Raw genomic sequence first — 15,346 nt, 5'->3', positions numbered from 1 at the left:
TCCCACCTCGGGGATCAGTGTGAATGCTGGAAGGCACTATGAACCCGGAGGAGTGGTCGCTCGATGCCTCCAGAACTTCGGGATATTCTGATGATAGCGGCGCGTTACCAGATTTGCCGCCAGCCCGCTCCAGCTTTGATGGGCGGCTCCCAGGCCCTGGCCGGTTTCACCATGGAAATATTCGTGGAATAGCAGCAGGTCGCGCCAGTGGGGGTCCGTCTGATGCGGGCTATCCATGGGAAAGGCCGGAATCAGATCGGATTCGTCGCGGCGGAAAATGTCCACGAGCCGCTCCGCCAGCATCGTGGCGGCATATTTGAGGGTAATTTCGTAGCCGTTCAGACAGGGTGCCGGGAAAGTAAAGGCATCACCCAGAAAGCGATGCAGTTTCTCGAGGGCTTGAATCAGCAAATAATTGGTCGGCATCCATACCGGTCCTCGCCAATTGGAATTGCCACCAAACATGGGTGAGTCGGATTCGCCCGGCACATACCGGATGAAGGTATTGCCAATACCAGGGATATGCTCCGGATTCTGATATGTGGCATGGCGCTTGGAGACCCCGCGCACTCCATGCGGAGAAAAGAATTCCTTTTCATCAAAAATACGCGGCAGCATTTTTACGAGCATCGAGGCGGTTACCAACGACAGCAAATGCTCTCCGCGTTCATTGGTGTGCACCGGGCAGGCACATATGGTGCTTCCATCGAACATTCCTCCCTTGTGTTTCCAGAGCAATGCCTTGAAGCGCGTGCGGTGCTCGAGCAATCGCGCATCCACCACCTCGCAGGCAAATAGCGGGATGATACCCACCCAGGAAAAGACATCGATACGATTTACCGTGCCATCCGGGCTGATCATGAGATCCTTGAAGAAGCCATCCGCCTCATCCCAAAGGGATACGCAGGCGCCGGTATGACCGGCAATAGCATAGCCTATTGCCAGAAACTGGCTATAACACTGGATGGCAATATTTTCATAAGCCGGGTCTTCAACCGCAATTTCCAGTGCGATGACGGTTAGTTGCAGGGAAAACATCGCCATCCAGCCGGTGGCGTCGGCCTGCTTCAGGGTATATCCGGAAGGCAACGGTTTGGATCGGTCATATACCGAGATATTGTCCAGTCCCAGAAATCCTCCTTCGAACACATTTGTGCCAGTGGCATCCTTGCGGTTAATCCACCAGGTATGATTCAGCAACAGCTTATGCAAGACACGCTTGAGGAAAGTGATGTCACCCTTGCCACGTTGCACCCGCTCCGCGCGGAAGACCTTGAGAGCGGCCATGGCATGTACCGGGGGATTCACGTCACCGAACGACCACTCATAAGCAGGGATCTGCCCGTTGGGGTGCAGATAGGTTTCGAGCAGCAATAGCTCAACCTGGTCCTTGGCGAAGTCCACATCAATGAGCGCCAGGACGGCACAATGGAATGCCAGATCCCAGGCGGCAAACCAGGGATACTCCCATGCGTCCGGCATTGATATCACATGGCTTGCGTTGAGATGGCGCCAACTGTGATTGCGTCCGTATTTTCTTGACGAGGGGGGGGATACGCCATCGCCCTTCAGCCAAGCGGTTACGTCATAATGAAAAAATTGCTTATTCCATATCGTGCCCGCCAATGCCTGGCGAAGGATGCGGTGATCCTGGAGACTGGCCTCGGGTAGTAGTCCTTTAAAAAAAGCATCAGCTTCCGAGCGGCGCAGTTCAAAAATATCCTCGTGATGAATGAAGGGCTGGGAGCGGCGGACGCGCGACAATACCAGGTCGATCGTGCCGGCCTGACCCGGCGCAACCCTGAATTGGTGCACGGCGCCGAACTTGGTGCCGTGCTGTTGCGGATTCACAGCCGCGTGTTCACCGTCGACCAGATAGCGATGGAATGCGTCTTTGACATAAGGCCCAGCGTTGGCTGCGCCCCACAAGCGCGAGTGATTGGTCTCATTTTCGGTATAAAGGACATCGGCCCGCTGCCGCCCGTAGAGGTGATATGTTCCCAGCATCGAGTGCTCCGCCATGACTGCCCAAGCCGCGTCAGCGGGAGCGGGCATGGCGCATAACGCCGGTTTCGGGACGCCGTTCTTCGACCATGCCCAGTCATTGCGAAACCATAGTTGCGGCAACAACCATAATATGGCTTCGTCTTCTCCCCGATTGCTGGCACGGATACGAATATGCAATTCCTCGGGCGACGCCTTGGCGTAGAATATTTCCACGTCCCAGTAGCGCCTGTCGGCGAAAGCACCGCTATCCATCAGATCGAATGACGGATCCTGGCGCGTACGGCGTGCATTTTCTTCAACCAATCGTGTATAGGGAAATGCGGACTGCGGATATTTGTAGAGATAGTGGAGCCAGGAATGCGAAGGAGTGGCGTCAACATAGAAGTAGCATTCCTTCACATCCTCGCCACGATTACCCTGTTTGCCGGTGAGACCGAAAGCGCGCTCCTTCAGGATGGAGTCCCTGCCGTTCCATAGCGCCAGGCTGAAACAGAGCCGTTGTGCCTCGTCGGCGATACCCCCCAGGCCATCTTCGCTCCAGCGATAGGCGCGCGAACGGGATTGGTCGTGATCAAAATATTCCCAGGCGTCACCATCCGGACTGTAGTCTTCGCGAACGGTTCCCCAGGAGCGTTCGGACAGATAAGGTCCCCACAAACGCCAGTTCTCGCCGCCAGTTCGTTGATTTTCGAGCCGCTGCCGTTCCGCATCCGCTTGGTTAGACAATGGCGTTACTCCTCTTTTTCTGCGTTGCGTCGCAGCAGGCTGCGAGTGAACTCGCGACTTCCGGATTCAGGATCATTGATCGTTATCTATCTCCCCCTTTAACTCGTTCGTCAAATGAGGTGCAATGACTTGCAGCAGTTGCGCAAAAATCTTCGGATTGCCTGCAAGCAAGTTGCCGCTGTGCATATAGGTGGCGTTGCCTTCCAGGTCGCCTAATAATCCGCCGGCTTCTGTAATGAGCAGGCAACCGGCGGCGATGTCCCATGGGGATAATCCTAGTTCCCAGAATCCATCGTAGCGTCCCGCAGCCAGGTAGGCGAGGTCCAATGCGGCGGACCCGGGACGGCGGATGCCGGCAACCCTGGGCATGATACCCCTGAATATGGCCATGTAGGCATCCACGTGCGAAAACTCCCGAAACGGGAAGCCGGTGCCGATTAGGCAGTCACCGAGATGAGTGCGCTTGCTCACGCGCAAACGATGATCGTTGAGATAAGCGCCTTGCCCGCGGCTGGCCGTGAATAATTCATTGCCGGAAGGATTGTATACGACCGCCTGGACTGGTATGTTCCTGTGCATTAATGCGATGGAAACCGAATAGTGCGGAAAGCCATGAAGAAAATTGGTGGTGCCGTCGAGCGGATCGATGATCCACTGGTATTCCGACTCGCCTTGAGCGCCGCTTTCTTCTGCTAAAATTGAATGATTGGGATAAGCATCCAGCAGCACCTTTATAATGGCTTCTTCCGCTGCACCATCGACTTCGCTGACAAAATCATTATGCGCTTTGCGCGAAACATGCAGCAGATCGAGATTCTGCGCGGCCCGGTTAATAATACCGCCTGCGCGGCGTGCGGCTTTAACCGCGGTGGTGAGCATAGGGTGCATGTTTTGGATTCAGAATTGAGTAGAACGCAATTTTAACCCAGATCCTCCCAGAGGACGCGAGATGATAGCGAGACAGTTTTGTCGGTTGCAGAAAGTCCCTAGCCTGGTTTATGGATACCCGGCAAGCGGCGAGGGTGGCCGCAACCCGGCCGCACATTGAGGTAGGCTCACAGAGCCGCCTAATAGGATTATCCGGGTTCAATATGAATCTCCCCTCTCCGCTGGATAAAATCCGCATCGTACTCAGTCATACCAGCCATCCCGGCAATATCGGCGCAACCGCCCGGGCAATGAAAACAATGGGTTTGAGGTCGCTCTATCTGGTAAATCCCAGATCGTTTCCCGATAAGGAAGCGGAAACGCGTTCTGCCGGCGCATGGGATATTCTGAACCAGGCCAAAATTTGCGCGAGTCTTGACGAATCCTTGAGCGGTACCGGCCTGGCGGCGGCGGTTACCGCACGCACGCGCGATCTTTCGCACGAAGTTTTTGATGCACGGCAGGGAGCATTGGAGTTGCTCAATCATGCGCGCCAGTATCCGGTTGCGGTGGTTTTTGGTACCGAAATGTCCGGCCTTACCACTCTAGAGGTAAGCAAATGCCAGATGATGATCCATATTCCGGCCGATCCGGACTATTCTTCCCTCAATCTCGCCAGTGCCGTCCAGGTAATAGCATACGAATTACGCATGGCGATGCCGGAATTAAGTTCTCTTTCGCCTGCGGCAAGCAACCTGGCGGAGTTCGATGAAGTTGAACTGCTTTATCTTCATCTTGAGCGGGCGGCTATTAGCTGTGGGTTTCTGGATCCCCGGGAACCGAAACGATTCATGCAACGGATGCGACGGTTATTCGCCCGCGCGCGGTTGGAAAAAGAAGAGATAAATATATTGCGGGGAATTCTGAGCGCTCTCGAGAAGCGGATGCAGTCGCAGCCGGGGATCTCCGAATAAATATCCCGGCGGTTCCCATCAATTCATACACGCGGCTCCCTTTTCAGGGGCTTGAGTGCATGCCTTCAAAGTTCGAGTCAGAAGATTTCCATGGATAAGCTGGGCTCCTGGTTACCCAAACAAAATAGTTGACTGCGTTAAAGGGACTTTATATACTTGACAAACATTGTCGGGTATTATCCCGGATGTTTAATAAATTGATTGCGCTTCCTCGCTGGTCTTTTTATTTCTATAGCAGTTTGTTCAGTCGGGTGTACGGATACTTGCGTCACTTTTCACAAAGTCTGCAAAACAGAATCCTGCGCAATCGTCGCGCGAATTTATGGAACATTCGGGGTCCGAAGAATGACGGTTCAAGGGCTTACGCACAAGATATTATTCTAAATCCGGCAGCCGACCGCTTATTTGTCAGTATGTGATTTTGATTTTTTAAGGAATTATTGTGTCATTTGATTCTCATTTTTTGAGTGGGTCCGCGACGAAGCGAGTGGAACAGCCATTCCGCGTCGTTGCTCCTTGCGCTCGAAAACCGCGCCTTACCCCCGTCCAACCACCGGATATTTAATGATTATTCCATGTTGACTCTGTATCAATTCTCATAAGGAGCAGAAAATGCGATTGACGACCAAGGGACGCTTTGCCGTAACAGCAATGATTGATCTCGCCTTGCACGGCAGCCAAGGGCCTGTGACGTTGGCAGGAATCAGCGAACGTCAGAAGATTTCGCTGTCTTACCTGGAGCAATTATTCGGGAAACTGCGTCGCAACAAATTGGTGGGCAGCGTGCGTGGGCCCGGGGGCGGTTACTGCCTGGCGAAACCGATGAGCGAAGTGTCTGTGGTAGACATTATTCTCGCCGTGGATGAACCGATTGATGCAACCCAATGCGGAGGCAAGGAAAACTGTCACAATGATCAGCGCTGTATGACTCACGATTTGTGGGCCAGCCTTAATGTCAGAATACGCGATTACCTGGCGCTGGTCACGCTGGAGCAACTCGTGGCCAATCCTAAAGTAAAAGATATTGCGGTATTGCAGGATATGAGGGCGTGCAAGCAGTCCGAAGAAACAGTTCTGGCTTGATCAACGGATTCCAGAACCCGGACGCATTGGGATGCCGCTCGCTCCAGAGAGGTGAAAGAGGTGATGGACGTTTATTTCGATCATAATGCCACTACTGCGGTCGACGATGCCGTGCTGGATGCAATGTCGCCGTATTTTCGGGCAAAATTCGGCAACCCCTCCAGTCGCCATGCCCGTGGCGTGGAAGCCCGCCGAGCAGTTAATCAGGCACGCGAACAAGTAGCGGATTCGATCGGCGTGCAGCCTGCCCAAGTGATTTTTACCAGCGGCGGATCAGAAGCCAATAACCTGTTCATTCAAGGTGCGGCGGGCTACCTGAAACCCGCACGAATCATTGTCAGCGCGGTTGAACATCCATGCGTGATGCGGGCAGCTCGGGAGTTGACGCGAAGCGCAAATGCGAAATGGAACCTGCACCGGTTGGCTGTCGATAATCTGGGACGGGTGAGTCTGACTGATTTTGACAATGCCGTAAAGGAGCAGCAACCTGGCCTGGTGTCGGTGATGCTGGCGAACAATGAAACCGGTGTAATTCAGGATGTGGCGGCGATTTCGGAGAAAGCCAGGGCATGCGGCGCGTGGATGCACACTGACGCGGTACAGGCGTTTGGCAAAATTCCAGTGAATTTCGCGTCGCTCAACGTACATGCCATGACGTTATCCGCCCATAAGATTTATGGCCCCAAAGGGGCGGCGGCACTGGTTATCGACAAACGGGTATTGCTTAAGCCACTTATTTACGGGGGAGGGCACGAAAATGGATTGCGTTCAGGTACCGAGAATGTTCCTGCCATTGTCGGCTTTGGCGTAGCCTGCGGATTGGTTAAATCGAGGATAGCAGAGAGCGCCTCCCGCATTGCGGCCATGCGGACACAATTGGAACAGGGGTTGGCTGAAATGGGTGCCGTTATTTTTGGGTTGAGCGCATCACGTTTGCCTAACACGTGCTATTTTGCATTACCGGGTATTGAAGGCGATACGCTGGTTGTTCGTCTCGACAGGGCGGGTTTCGCGGTAGCCAGTGGTGCCGCCTGCTCCAGTGTAAATCCTGGCCAAAGTCATGTGCTTGAAGCAATGGGAGTGGAATCCATGCTGGCGCGTTGCGCGGTGCGAGTAAGTCTGGGCAGCGACAACACCCCGGCTCAGGTGGAAAATTTCCTTAAAGCACTGAGCGGCGTGGCGGATGAATTGAAACGGATGAGCATGGTTACGCTTTAAGTGTCAGATGAGTATGGCGAGTCGTTTTCCTGGTTTCACATTTGATTCGATAATCTCCATGCTATAGGCATGCTTTAAAGTATCCTTCTGGTGAACGGCCTAAACCTTGATAATTCATTAGGCGGCTCTGCGAGCCTATCCGGGTGAGCGGACTCTCCCCAACCGGCAAAACCCTCTCGCACCTGCCTCGCCGTCATCTCGCATCCTAACGGATTATCAGGGTTGAGAATAGTGGGGTATTTCCGCGAGTACGTTGCAAGTCTTTCAAAAGAATGAAACTGAATCCAAAGTGCCTGTTGTTTTAGGGTCTGCTTTCTATTTTGTTTGGGCGGAAGATCTGGCTTATGTATAGAATCACCTGAGAAGAATCGATTTCTCCAATTTTTATAGCAATATATCTCTAAAGGGGTAATAAGTTGGCACAACCCAATTTTCAGTATGAGAAACGCCAAAGGGATTTAATCAAGAAGAAGAAGCAGGACGAAAAAAGGCGGCGTAAACTGGATAAGAGTAAGGGGCAGCCCGGCAATACTCCGGACCAGGCTCTGGATGGGTCGAATACGGAAGATCCTGAAAAAACTTAACGCGGGTGGTTCATAATTGACGTGTGTCCTTGCTGGCCTGCGCAATTTATGAAATATCCGGGACTAAGGAATCATTGAACCATTCACGAGATACAACGCCATGACCGACAGTCATCTACGTGTATCAGTTGTTCCTGAGGACGGTCTTGTCCGGTTGACCCATATTATTTATCTGCTGCACGGTTTTAGCGTTCTGATGGGCATTCTCGGGCCAGCGCTTATCATTACGACTTTTCTCACCGGCTGGCCTTCCATAATCGCGGTAATTATCAACTATGCAAAGCGTAATGACGTGCGCGGAACTTATCTCGATTCGCATTTTGGCTGGCAAATACGCACCTTCTGGTATACGTTGCTTTGGGTGGTAGCCGCAGCATTGCTGTTCATCACAGTGATTGGTATCGTCCTCGCATATATTGTGGCCGTAGGCGCTGGTGTCTGGGTACTTTACCGCATAGTCCGCGGCTGGATTGCACTCAATGACGGTAGACCCATGCCGGTCTGAACCAGAATCCCTTCTCTACTCGTTTCTGCTCACTTCCATTTTCCACCCCAAATCCGCTCCATTTAACTACCGGATTTAGGTTAATTTAATATCTTGTACTTCGCATCCCTGAGCAATGCGTCCTCCCCGGACGGATTAATCAGAGTTCTTATGTGTGTCGCCGTACAGTCCAAGGCCGTTCTGCTTATTAATATGCCATGATCTCGCACTTTTTTTAATGGTGGAGACAAGCCTCTGGAGGCATCGATGCGCAGGCCGTGACCAAGAGCAAGAGCGCCGAAGGAGAAACGGAAACTTAGATTTGCACGTCAGGAGGTAGGCATGAGTACAGACAAGAGTAAAAGCGATGGAGGGAAGTACAGCAAGCGGGGCTTTGCCTCCATGGACAAGAACAAACAACGGGAAATCGCCAGCAAGGGCGGAAAAGCTGCTCATGAAAAAGGGAGCGCACATCGATTCACCTCTGAAGAAGCTAGCCGGGCCGGCCAAAAAGGTGGGGCCGCGCATGGGAAAAATGCGGCGGCAGGCGAGGGCCGTCAGGCCAGGCCACAAAAATAGTCGAGGCGTGAAAAAAAGAGTCATGCACCGTCCCCTTCGATTTTTCGCCGATGGAAAGGGGCTTGTATGAGGGACTTCTCACATGGAAATTAGGATCTGCAGCATGGGTCCGCTGAATCGAGAGAACCATCATGCCGCTGATCCAAGGTCCTAAGCAGAATAGGATACTTGCGGAGCTGCCTTCTGCAAGTTACACGCGCTTGTTACCATTTCTTGAATTGGTGCGGTTGCCGGCAGGTTACATAATCCATGAGCCTGGGTTCCCTATCAGGCAGTTATATTTTCCCACGACTTGTCTTGTCGCACGCCGGTATGAGATGGAGAATGGCCTGTCTACGCAGATAGGGACTACCGGCAATCAGGGTTTGACCGGTATCTCTTTTCTCCTGGGGGCAGAAACCAATCCGGTGCGTGAAGTAGTGCAAAGTACAGGGAGTGCTTATCGCATCAATGCGAGCTTCCTTAAAAAGGAATTCGAATCGAGTGGAGACTTCCAGAATCTTCTCTTGCGTTTTGCGCAGGCACTAATTTTTGCAGATCAAGGCTTCTAACCGGCATCCGTCGGCCGGACTTAAATGGAATCGCTGTAAAAATCGAATGTAGAAGCGTGGGCAAGGTCTCTGCGGCTCATTGTCGGAATTCGGTATTCCGCCCTGTAGTGTGGGGTTTCGTACAGACCCCATTCTCATAGAACCCGATAATAAATACAGTTGCATGGCGAAAGTCCTTGATCTTAAGGGCTATGCAGTTGAATTAAGAAAAGAAAGAAATTATTGCGGGCCTTGCGTGAAATGATACGTATTTAGACGCAGTTTGCCCAGATGCTTCATAAATTGAGGCGCGTCTTCACTGGTCTCTTGTTTTGCATGGAAATTTAGTTCAGTCGAGTATATGAATAACCACGTACTCTTCACAAATCTCCTTGTAAAACAAAATCATGCGCAATCATCACGCGAATTTATGAAAATCGGGGTACATACTTGGAGATCTATCATGAAAATAGCAAATATCCTGATTCTGGGTTTAGGGCTCGCCGGCTTAAGCGCGGGAATGAATAGCGCGACGGGTCAGAGCGATAATGAAACGCGCCAGGGGAGCGCCCAAGCGCGGGATGCGATCACAAATGCCCAAACAGTCCGTGAAACGTCCATGGCGCGACCCGAACAGAAAAAAAGCGAACATGACCGCTCCAATATCTTTGCTGCTTCGAACTCAGCAGCTTCCTCGCCCGCTTTTGATAATCAACCTGATAAAGGAAAGATACTGGGGTTCGATTTTTATCGTGACCCCCTGAATGCCAAGAAGCCGATGCAAACATTTGAAGAGATCATGAAAGCCGATGTTGCTGATCGAGCGAAGGTCATGAAAACGCAGCATGAATTGCTTCTCCGGCGTTACGATTTGACCCCCCGGCTTGATCGGGAAGCTAAAATGTCACGCGGCAAGCCGCTCGCGGTGGGTCCGACAGCGCGATTGGCTGGAGGGATGAGCTGGCAAAAATTGGCTAGCATGTCTCCATCGGAAATACGTAGCCAGAACGTGTTTCCTTATCCCGCTTTGCCTCATCCCAAACAAACGCCGGGCGGGCAGGTTTTCCCTCAGGTTCAGGTCAATATGTTTCCGCGGCTGGAACGGTTTGACATCGAATTCGATTTACCCGAGGCCTTCCTGCCGGAATTTCCGCCAGCGATTTTTCTTCAGAACCGGCCTGAGCTGGGCGATGTCTCGCGGGGAGAAGTGGTTTCGATCAATAATTACTATCGACTGTTCAAGGATCTTCTGACACCCGTACAGCTTGATGGCCTGCGGATGCTGCTTACCCCGTTCCCGCAGGAGGAGTTTAACCCGACTGACGACCGCAAAAGCGCACAACCCAGCTTGGGAGTTACCTGTTTCGATTGCCATGTGAATGGCCACACCACCGGGCAATTTCATCTCACCCCCGATGTCAGGCCGCAGGAACGGCGTTTCCGGCTGGATACCGTCAGCTTGCGGGGCCTGTTTAATCAGCAGATTCATGGATCGAAACGGAGCCTGCGGTCGGTGGAGGATTTCACCGAATTCGAGTTTCGCACCGCTTACTTCAATGGTGACGCAATTCATTCGATGAAAAAGGGCCTTACGATTTTTGATCGCATTCACGTTAGCCATATGGCGCAGCTTCAGAACATGCTGGATTTTCCGCCCGCACCCAAGCTGGATAGCCAGGGACGGCTCGATCCAGCTAAAGCAAACGAGAAAGAGCTTCGTGGTGAAAAACTCTTTTACGGGAAAGGCCAGTGCGCCAGCTGCCATAAACCGCCCGCCTTCCTCGACCATCAGATGCACGACCTGAAACTTGAACGCTTTGTCAATGAGCCAGGCGACGGGCCGATGAAGACCTTTACCTTGCGTGGCATCAAAGACAGCCCCCCTTATCTGCATGACGGACGTTTGTTAACGCTCGAAGACACGGTTGAATTCTTCAATTTGGTGTTACAACTCAAACTTACGGACGAGGAAAAATCGGATCTTGTGGCTTACATGCGGCAGTTGTGAGAATGATTCTGCCCCGGATGGACGCTAATAGTCGGGTGGTCTGTTCGACCGCCGACTTGGGATTAGCGAGTGGGCGCGTTTAACGAAAAGATAAGCGGTCAATTGCCGGGGGCGACTCCTATCCGACGAGTGTAGCGCGCCCAACGTCTACCTCGCTCACATCCGGGCATGATTAATACGTTGAATGGCTTGATGGGTTCGCTACGCTTCCCCATGTCCTACCGAATCTCGCCAGATTCCGTTCCCATCATTTCCCCGAAGCGAACGGCTCGGCCGGGCGTCCATAGCGGATTAAACACTATTCTGTTTTTGGGGAATAACATTACCACCGTTGAGCCGAGGAGAAATCGGCCCATTTCATCGCCTTTTTCGAACATCCGGGCCTGTACATCATATCGCCAGTCACGAAGTTGGCCGGCACGCCGGGGATTCACGACACCATGCCACACTGTGGATATACTTCCCACGATTGTTGCACCCACCAATACCAGTACAAACGGTCCGCGTTCCGATTCAAATACGCACACGACACGTTCGTTACGTGCAAACAGGCTGGGTACGCCCCGAACCGTACCCGGATTTACCGAGAATAGAGTGCCAGGAATATAGATCATGCGAGTCAATCGGCCACTGCATGGCATATGCACCCGATGATAATCCTTCGGACTTAAATACAAGGTTGCGAAGTTGCCGTCATGAAATTTTTCAGCCAACTCACTATCGCCGCCCATTAGCGCAGTAGCCGAGTAATTACGTCCCTTAGCCTGAATTATTTGATTGTCGCGGATGATTCCTAACTGGCTGATGGCACCATCGACCGGACAAATATATCTTGTCTGAGCTATGGGGCGCTTTTCTGTCAGTAGCGCACGGGTAAAAAAATCATTGAAGGTTCGGTAACTATGGATATCAGGATTAATCGCTTCGCTCATATCTACCGCGTAATGCTGAATGAATCGCTGAATGGCAAACGTGGTAAGTCCACCGGCATTGGCTTTGGCAAACTTGCCCGCCAATTCGGTGAGCGCCTGCTTTGGCAGCAGATATTGAGGAAATACTGATAAAGCAGTAAACACTTGGAGTACCTATGGAGGCAAAAAATAGTGGAGGATTATAATGGTTTGAGTTAATTTAGTCTCGGCATGATCGTTCAAGATGGGCGCTTACCGTTTATCGAATATGAAACTGATCGATCCGCAAGCAAGCTACTTGTGATCTGACAGCTCCAAGTTAGGGGTATTCACATTTACAAGTGCTACACTTGAACTATAAATTGTTGTCGCATCCTTTTTATGACACAGGCTGACGACAAAAAATCCGGGTCCGATACAACAGTCCCGAATAATTCTCCATTTACGGAAAAGGTTGAGGCTAGGGACCTAATGTTGATTGCAACAGCGGCTATGGGCAGGAATGCCGGGTTCGCACACCATTTGATAAGCTGGTCGACCCGGATGCGATCCATAAACTGATAAAGTCGATAATGTTGAAGGGTAAGTGAGTATTAACCGGGTATGGGTATGGCATCCGGCTTTTGCGCCCTGTTGCTTACCTCTTGCCGCGTCTGTTCTTCCTGTTGCTGGAGTTCCCACATCTGGGCATAGGCACCGTTTGCCGCGAGCAGTTCCCGGTGAGTGCCACGCTCGATAATACTGCCTTTGCTCATAACCAGGATCTGATCCGCATCAGCAATAGTGGATAGACGGTGGGCAATGGTCAGCGTGGTGCGATTGACGGCAACACGCTTCAATTCCGCCTGTATGGCCTTTTCCGAGTTTGAGTCCAGTGCCGAGGTGGCCTCGTCAAAGATCAATATCGCAGGTTTTTTCAGAATCGCGCGAGCGATCGCAACACGTTGCTTTTCCCCTCCGGATAACTTTAATCCGCGTTCGCCCACGGTGGTTTCGTACTTATCCGGCAGGCTCTCGATGAAATCATGAATATGTGCTGACCGGGCAGCTTCGAATACCTCCTCGCGGCTTGCCTCAGGGCGTCCGTAGGCGATGTTGTAATAGATGCTGTCGTTGAACAGGACAGTGTCCTGCGGGACGATACCCACGGCCTTGCGCAGGCTTCGCTGTGTCACGTGACTGATATCCTGACCATTTATCAGAATCCGGCCGGCGGTGATATCGTAAAAGCGGAACAGCAGCCGGGCCAGTGTTGATTTACCCGAACCGCTGTGTCCGACCACGGCTATGTTGCGGCCCGCGGGGATATCGAAACTTACGTCGAACAGAATCTGGCGATTGGCCTCATAGTAGAAATCCACCCGCTCGAAGCGAACCGCCGCATTTCCCGGGGTGAGGCCGGTTGCGCCCGGCTTGTCTTTGATCTCCTCACTCTCCGCCAGTAAATTGAACATTTTTTCCATGTCCGCCAGTGAATGCTTGATTTCACGGTAGACAAATCCGAGAAAATGCAGCGGCATGGATAGTTGCAGCATGAAAGCATTGATCAGTACCAGGTCGCCCAGGGTCATGCTGCCTTTGATTACCCCATCGGCTGCCAGCCACAACAGCAAGGTGACGCCTACCGCGATAATGGCGCTTTGCGCGGAATTGAGTGCGGCGAGCGAAGTCTGGTTACGCACCGCCGCGGCTTCCCATTTCTGCATGTGCTCGTCGTAGCGCCGCGCTTCCCAGGACTCATTGCTGAAATACTTGACCGTTTCGTAGTTCAGCAAACTATCAATCGCTTGGGTATTGGCTTTCGAATCCATATCGTTCATGGTCCGGCGGAAAATCATACGCCATTCCGTAACAATCAGCGTGAGCGCAATGTAGGCGACGAGCGTCACAAAGGTGATCACCGAGAACCAGATGTCATATCTGGAAAGGAGAATGGCTGCCACCAAACCGATTTCGAGCAATGTCGGCAGGATATTGAACAGCATGAAATTGAGCAGAAAGGAAATGCCGCGTGTTCCGCGCTCGATGTCGCGCGATACGCCGCCGGTTTGCCGCTGCAGGTGGAAGCGCAGGGACAATGCGTGCAGGTGGCCAAACACCTTGATTGCCACCCGCCGGATCGCGCGCTGTGTCACCTTGGCAAATATCGCATCGCGCAACTCGCCGAACAGCGTACTGCACAGGCGCAGGACACCGTAACCGGCCAGCAGCAGAACCGGCAAGACCAACAGCGTTTGCGGGCCATCGAGCGCATCGACAATTTCTTTAAGAACCAGTGGCACGGCGACATTGGCAAGCTTGGCCATCAGGAGGAGTATCAACGCCACAACTACCCGGCCTTTAAATTCCCACAGATAGGGCAGCAAGGAACGAATGGTTTGCCAATCGTTACGATTAGCCGATGGCTTTTCCAAGCGAGTGGGACGCATTACTCAGCCAGCTCTGCCGGATTCAACCTAAACCCGGCAGTTGGACGGGATGGAGTGCGTAGCTTTTCCGGCACAGAGCAGGTCGCAGCATACCTTGTAATGAATCCACCACAAAGATAAAGGTCAAGTAGCATAAAAAGTCTTTGTGAATCATCCCACTGAACTGGAAAATGAGCGGTCGACGCCTGGACTAGGATTCAAGGATAAGCCGCTGCAGGGGCGCCTGTGGTGCCATATTTCGCCGCTTACCTGGCTAATAGGGCAACTATTGGCCTTCAAGATACTCTAAATCTGTTATCACCCGGTCTTTTTGATTCTTTCAAATCGGGGAGGCGCCAGGAAGAATTCAAATGGCTCATGGAACACAGTATATCGTGATTTCGTATCAGCATCGGCTGGCTATGTGAGATTCAGAGGTCGCTTGCATTTACATCCGAGTACATAAAGAATAGACAAAGTCGTCATCAGAATACGTTTTCAGGTTTCCCAACTTCCAGGAGAGATATCAAAAATGGAAATCACCTGCTATCGCGATAATGAAGTAGGACATGATTCCCGCTATCTGCCCGCAGCCACTTACAATCTTGCGATTACGCTGCTTGCCCGTTGCCCCAACGGACATTTATTCGTTCCTATTCGTTCCATGCAGTACTTGGCTATTCTGGATGCGGAGGAATTCGTTTTTCTGGATGGTGAGCGTAGATGCTGGGTCGACATTGCATGGCGCAACTTTCGATCCCGGGCGCGAACTTCCCTTGATCAACCAGTGGAGTACGATGCGGTTTATTATCGTTCTGACCCGGCGGATATCATGTCACGCTTGCAGACAGAATTTCCCCGTGCATTGCAAGCCCTGGCCGGCAAGGAGAAGCTCGATGGCCCGGCGAAGGTGATCAAGTTTCCTGCATCCAGGGTTTAATCGCCGTTTCCCGGATCAGGATCGCCC

At 52.2% G+C, this 15,346-nt stretch carries 12 protein-coding genes; 8 read left to right on the top strand and 4 right to left on the bottom strand.

Going from position 1 to position 15,346, the window contains the following annotated elements; translation table 11 throughout:
- Window positions 1–36: 36 nt before the first annotated feature.
- Together SQ11_RS00485 and SQ11_RS00480 are read right to left on the bottom strand one after the other, a co-directional pair.
- Window positions 37–2,733 (bottom strand): glucosidase, encoded by a 2,697-nt coding sequence (locus SQ11_RS00485; RefSeq protein WP_041512174.1) that lies wholly within the window; start codon window positions 2,731–2,733, stop codon window positions 37–39.
- Window positions 2,734–2,805: 72 nt separating this feature from the next.
- Window positions 2,806–3,621, bottom strand: a complete 816-nt coding sequence (locus SQ11_RS00480) for an inositol monophosphatase family protein (protein WP_041512173.1) — start codon at window positions 3,619–3,621, stop codon at window positions 2,806–2,808.
- Between the two features lie 203 nt (window positions 3,622–3,824).
- On the opposite strand from SQ11_RS00480, the gene SQ11_RS00475 reads away from it, so the two are divergent.
- From SQ11_RS00475 to SQ11_RS00445, 7 genes are all read left to right on the top strand, one after another.
- On the top strand, window positions 3,825–4,574 hold the full coding sequence (locus SQ11_RS00475; RefSeq protein WP_041512172.1) for an RNA methyltransferase: 750 nt from the start codon (window positions 3,825–3,827) through the stop codon (window positions 4,572–4,574).
- Between the two features lie 612 nt (window positions 4,575–5,186).
- Entirely contained in the window at window positions 5,187–5,657 is a 471-nt protein-coding gene (gene iscR / locus SQ11_RS00470) for a Fe-S cluster assembly transcriptional regulator IscR (protein WP_041512171.1), read from the top strand.
- A gap of 63 nt (window positions 5,658–5,720) precedes the next feature.
- Window positions 5,721–6,875 carry a cysteine desulfurase family protein gene (locus tag SQ11_RS00465; protein ID WP_041512170.1) on the top strand — a complete coding sequence of 385 codons (1,155 nt, stop codon included), beginning with the start codon at window positions 5,721–5,723 and terminating at the stop codon, window positions 6,873–6,875.
- 684 nt (window positions 6,876–7,559) lie between these two features.
- Window positions 7,560–7,964, top strand: a complete 405-nt coding sequence (locus tag SQ11_RS00460) for a membrane protein (RefSeq protein ID WP_041512169.1) — start codon at window positions 7,560–7,562, stop codon at window positions 7,962–7,964.
- A 321-nt stretch (window positions 7,965–8,285) separates the two neighbouring features.
- On the top strand, window positions 8,286–8,522 hold the full coding sequence (locus tag SQ11_RS00455) for a KGG domain-containing protein (protein WP_041512168.1): 237 nt from the start codon (window positions 8,286–8,288) through the stop codon (window positions 8,520–8,522).
- 131 nt (window positions 8,523–8,653) lie between these two features.
- Window positions 8,654–9,073, top strand: a complete 420-nt coding sequence (locus SQ11_RS00450; RefSeq protein ID WP_052493894.1) for a Crp/Fnr family transcriptional regulator — start codon at window positions 8,654–8,656, stop codon at window positions 9,071–9,073.
- A gap of 442 nt (window positions 9,074–9,515) precedes the next feature.
- Complete coding sequence (locus tag SQ11_RS00445; protein WP_041512167.1) at window positions 9,516–11,060, top strand: cytochrome b6; 1,545 nt, start codon at window positions 9,516–9,518, stop codon at window positions 11,058–11,060.
- A 218-nt stretch (window positions 11,061–11,278) separates the two neighbouring features.
- Here the strand turns inward: SQ11_RS00445 and asd are convergent, their stop codons facing one another.
- Window positions 11,279–12,136, bottom strand: a complete 858-nt coding sequence (gene asd / locus SQ11_RS00440; RefSeq protein ID WP_041512166.1) for an archaetidylserine decarboxylase — start codon at window positions 12,134–12,136, stop codon at window positions 11,279–11,281.
- A gap of 428 nt (window positions 12,137–12,564) precedes the next feature.
- Window positions 12,565–14,400, bottom strand: coding sequence for an ABC transporter ATP-binding protein/permease (locus SQ11_RS00435; RefSeq protein ID WP_041512165.1), 1,836 nt, complete (start codon window positions 14,398–14,400; stop codon window positions 12,565–12,567).
- Window positions 14,401–14,911: 511 nt separating this feature from the next.
- Between SQ11_RS00435 and SQ11_RS00430 the strand changes: the two genes are divergently transcribed.
- The gene (locus SQ11_RS00430) at window positions 14,912–15,319 is read left to right on the top strand and encodes a hypothetical protein (RefSeq protein ID WP_041512164.1); all 408 of its coding nucleotides are present in this window, start codon (window positions 14,912–14,914) and stop codon (window positions 15,317–15,319) included.
- Window positions 15,320–15,346: the final 27 nt, after the last annotated feature.

This window comes from Nitrosospira sp. NpAV (assembly GCF_000832065.1).
GTDB lineage: Bacteria > Pseudomonadota > Gammaproteobacteria > Burkholderiales > Nitrosomonadaceae > Nitrosospira.
Note: the sequence above shows the minus strand (reverse complement) of the source record. Positions and strands in the feature narration are given on the sequence as shown.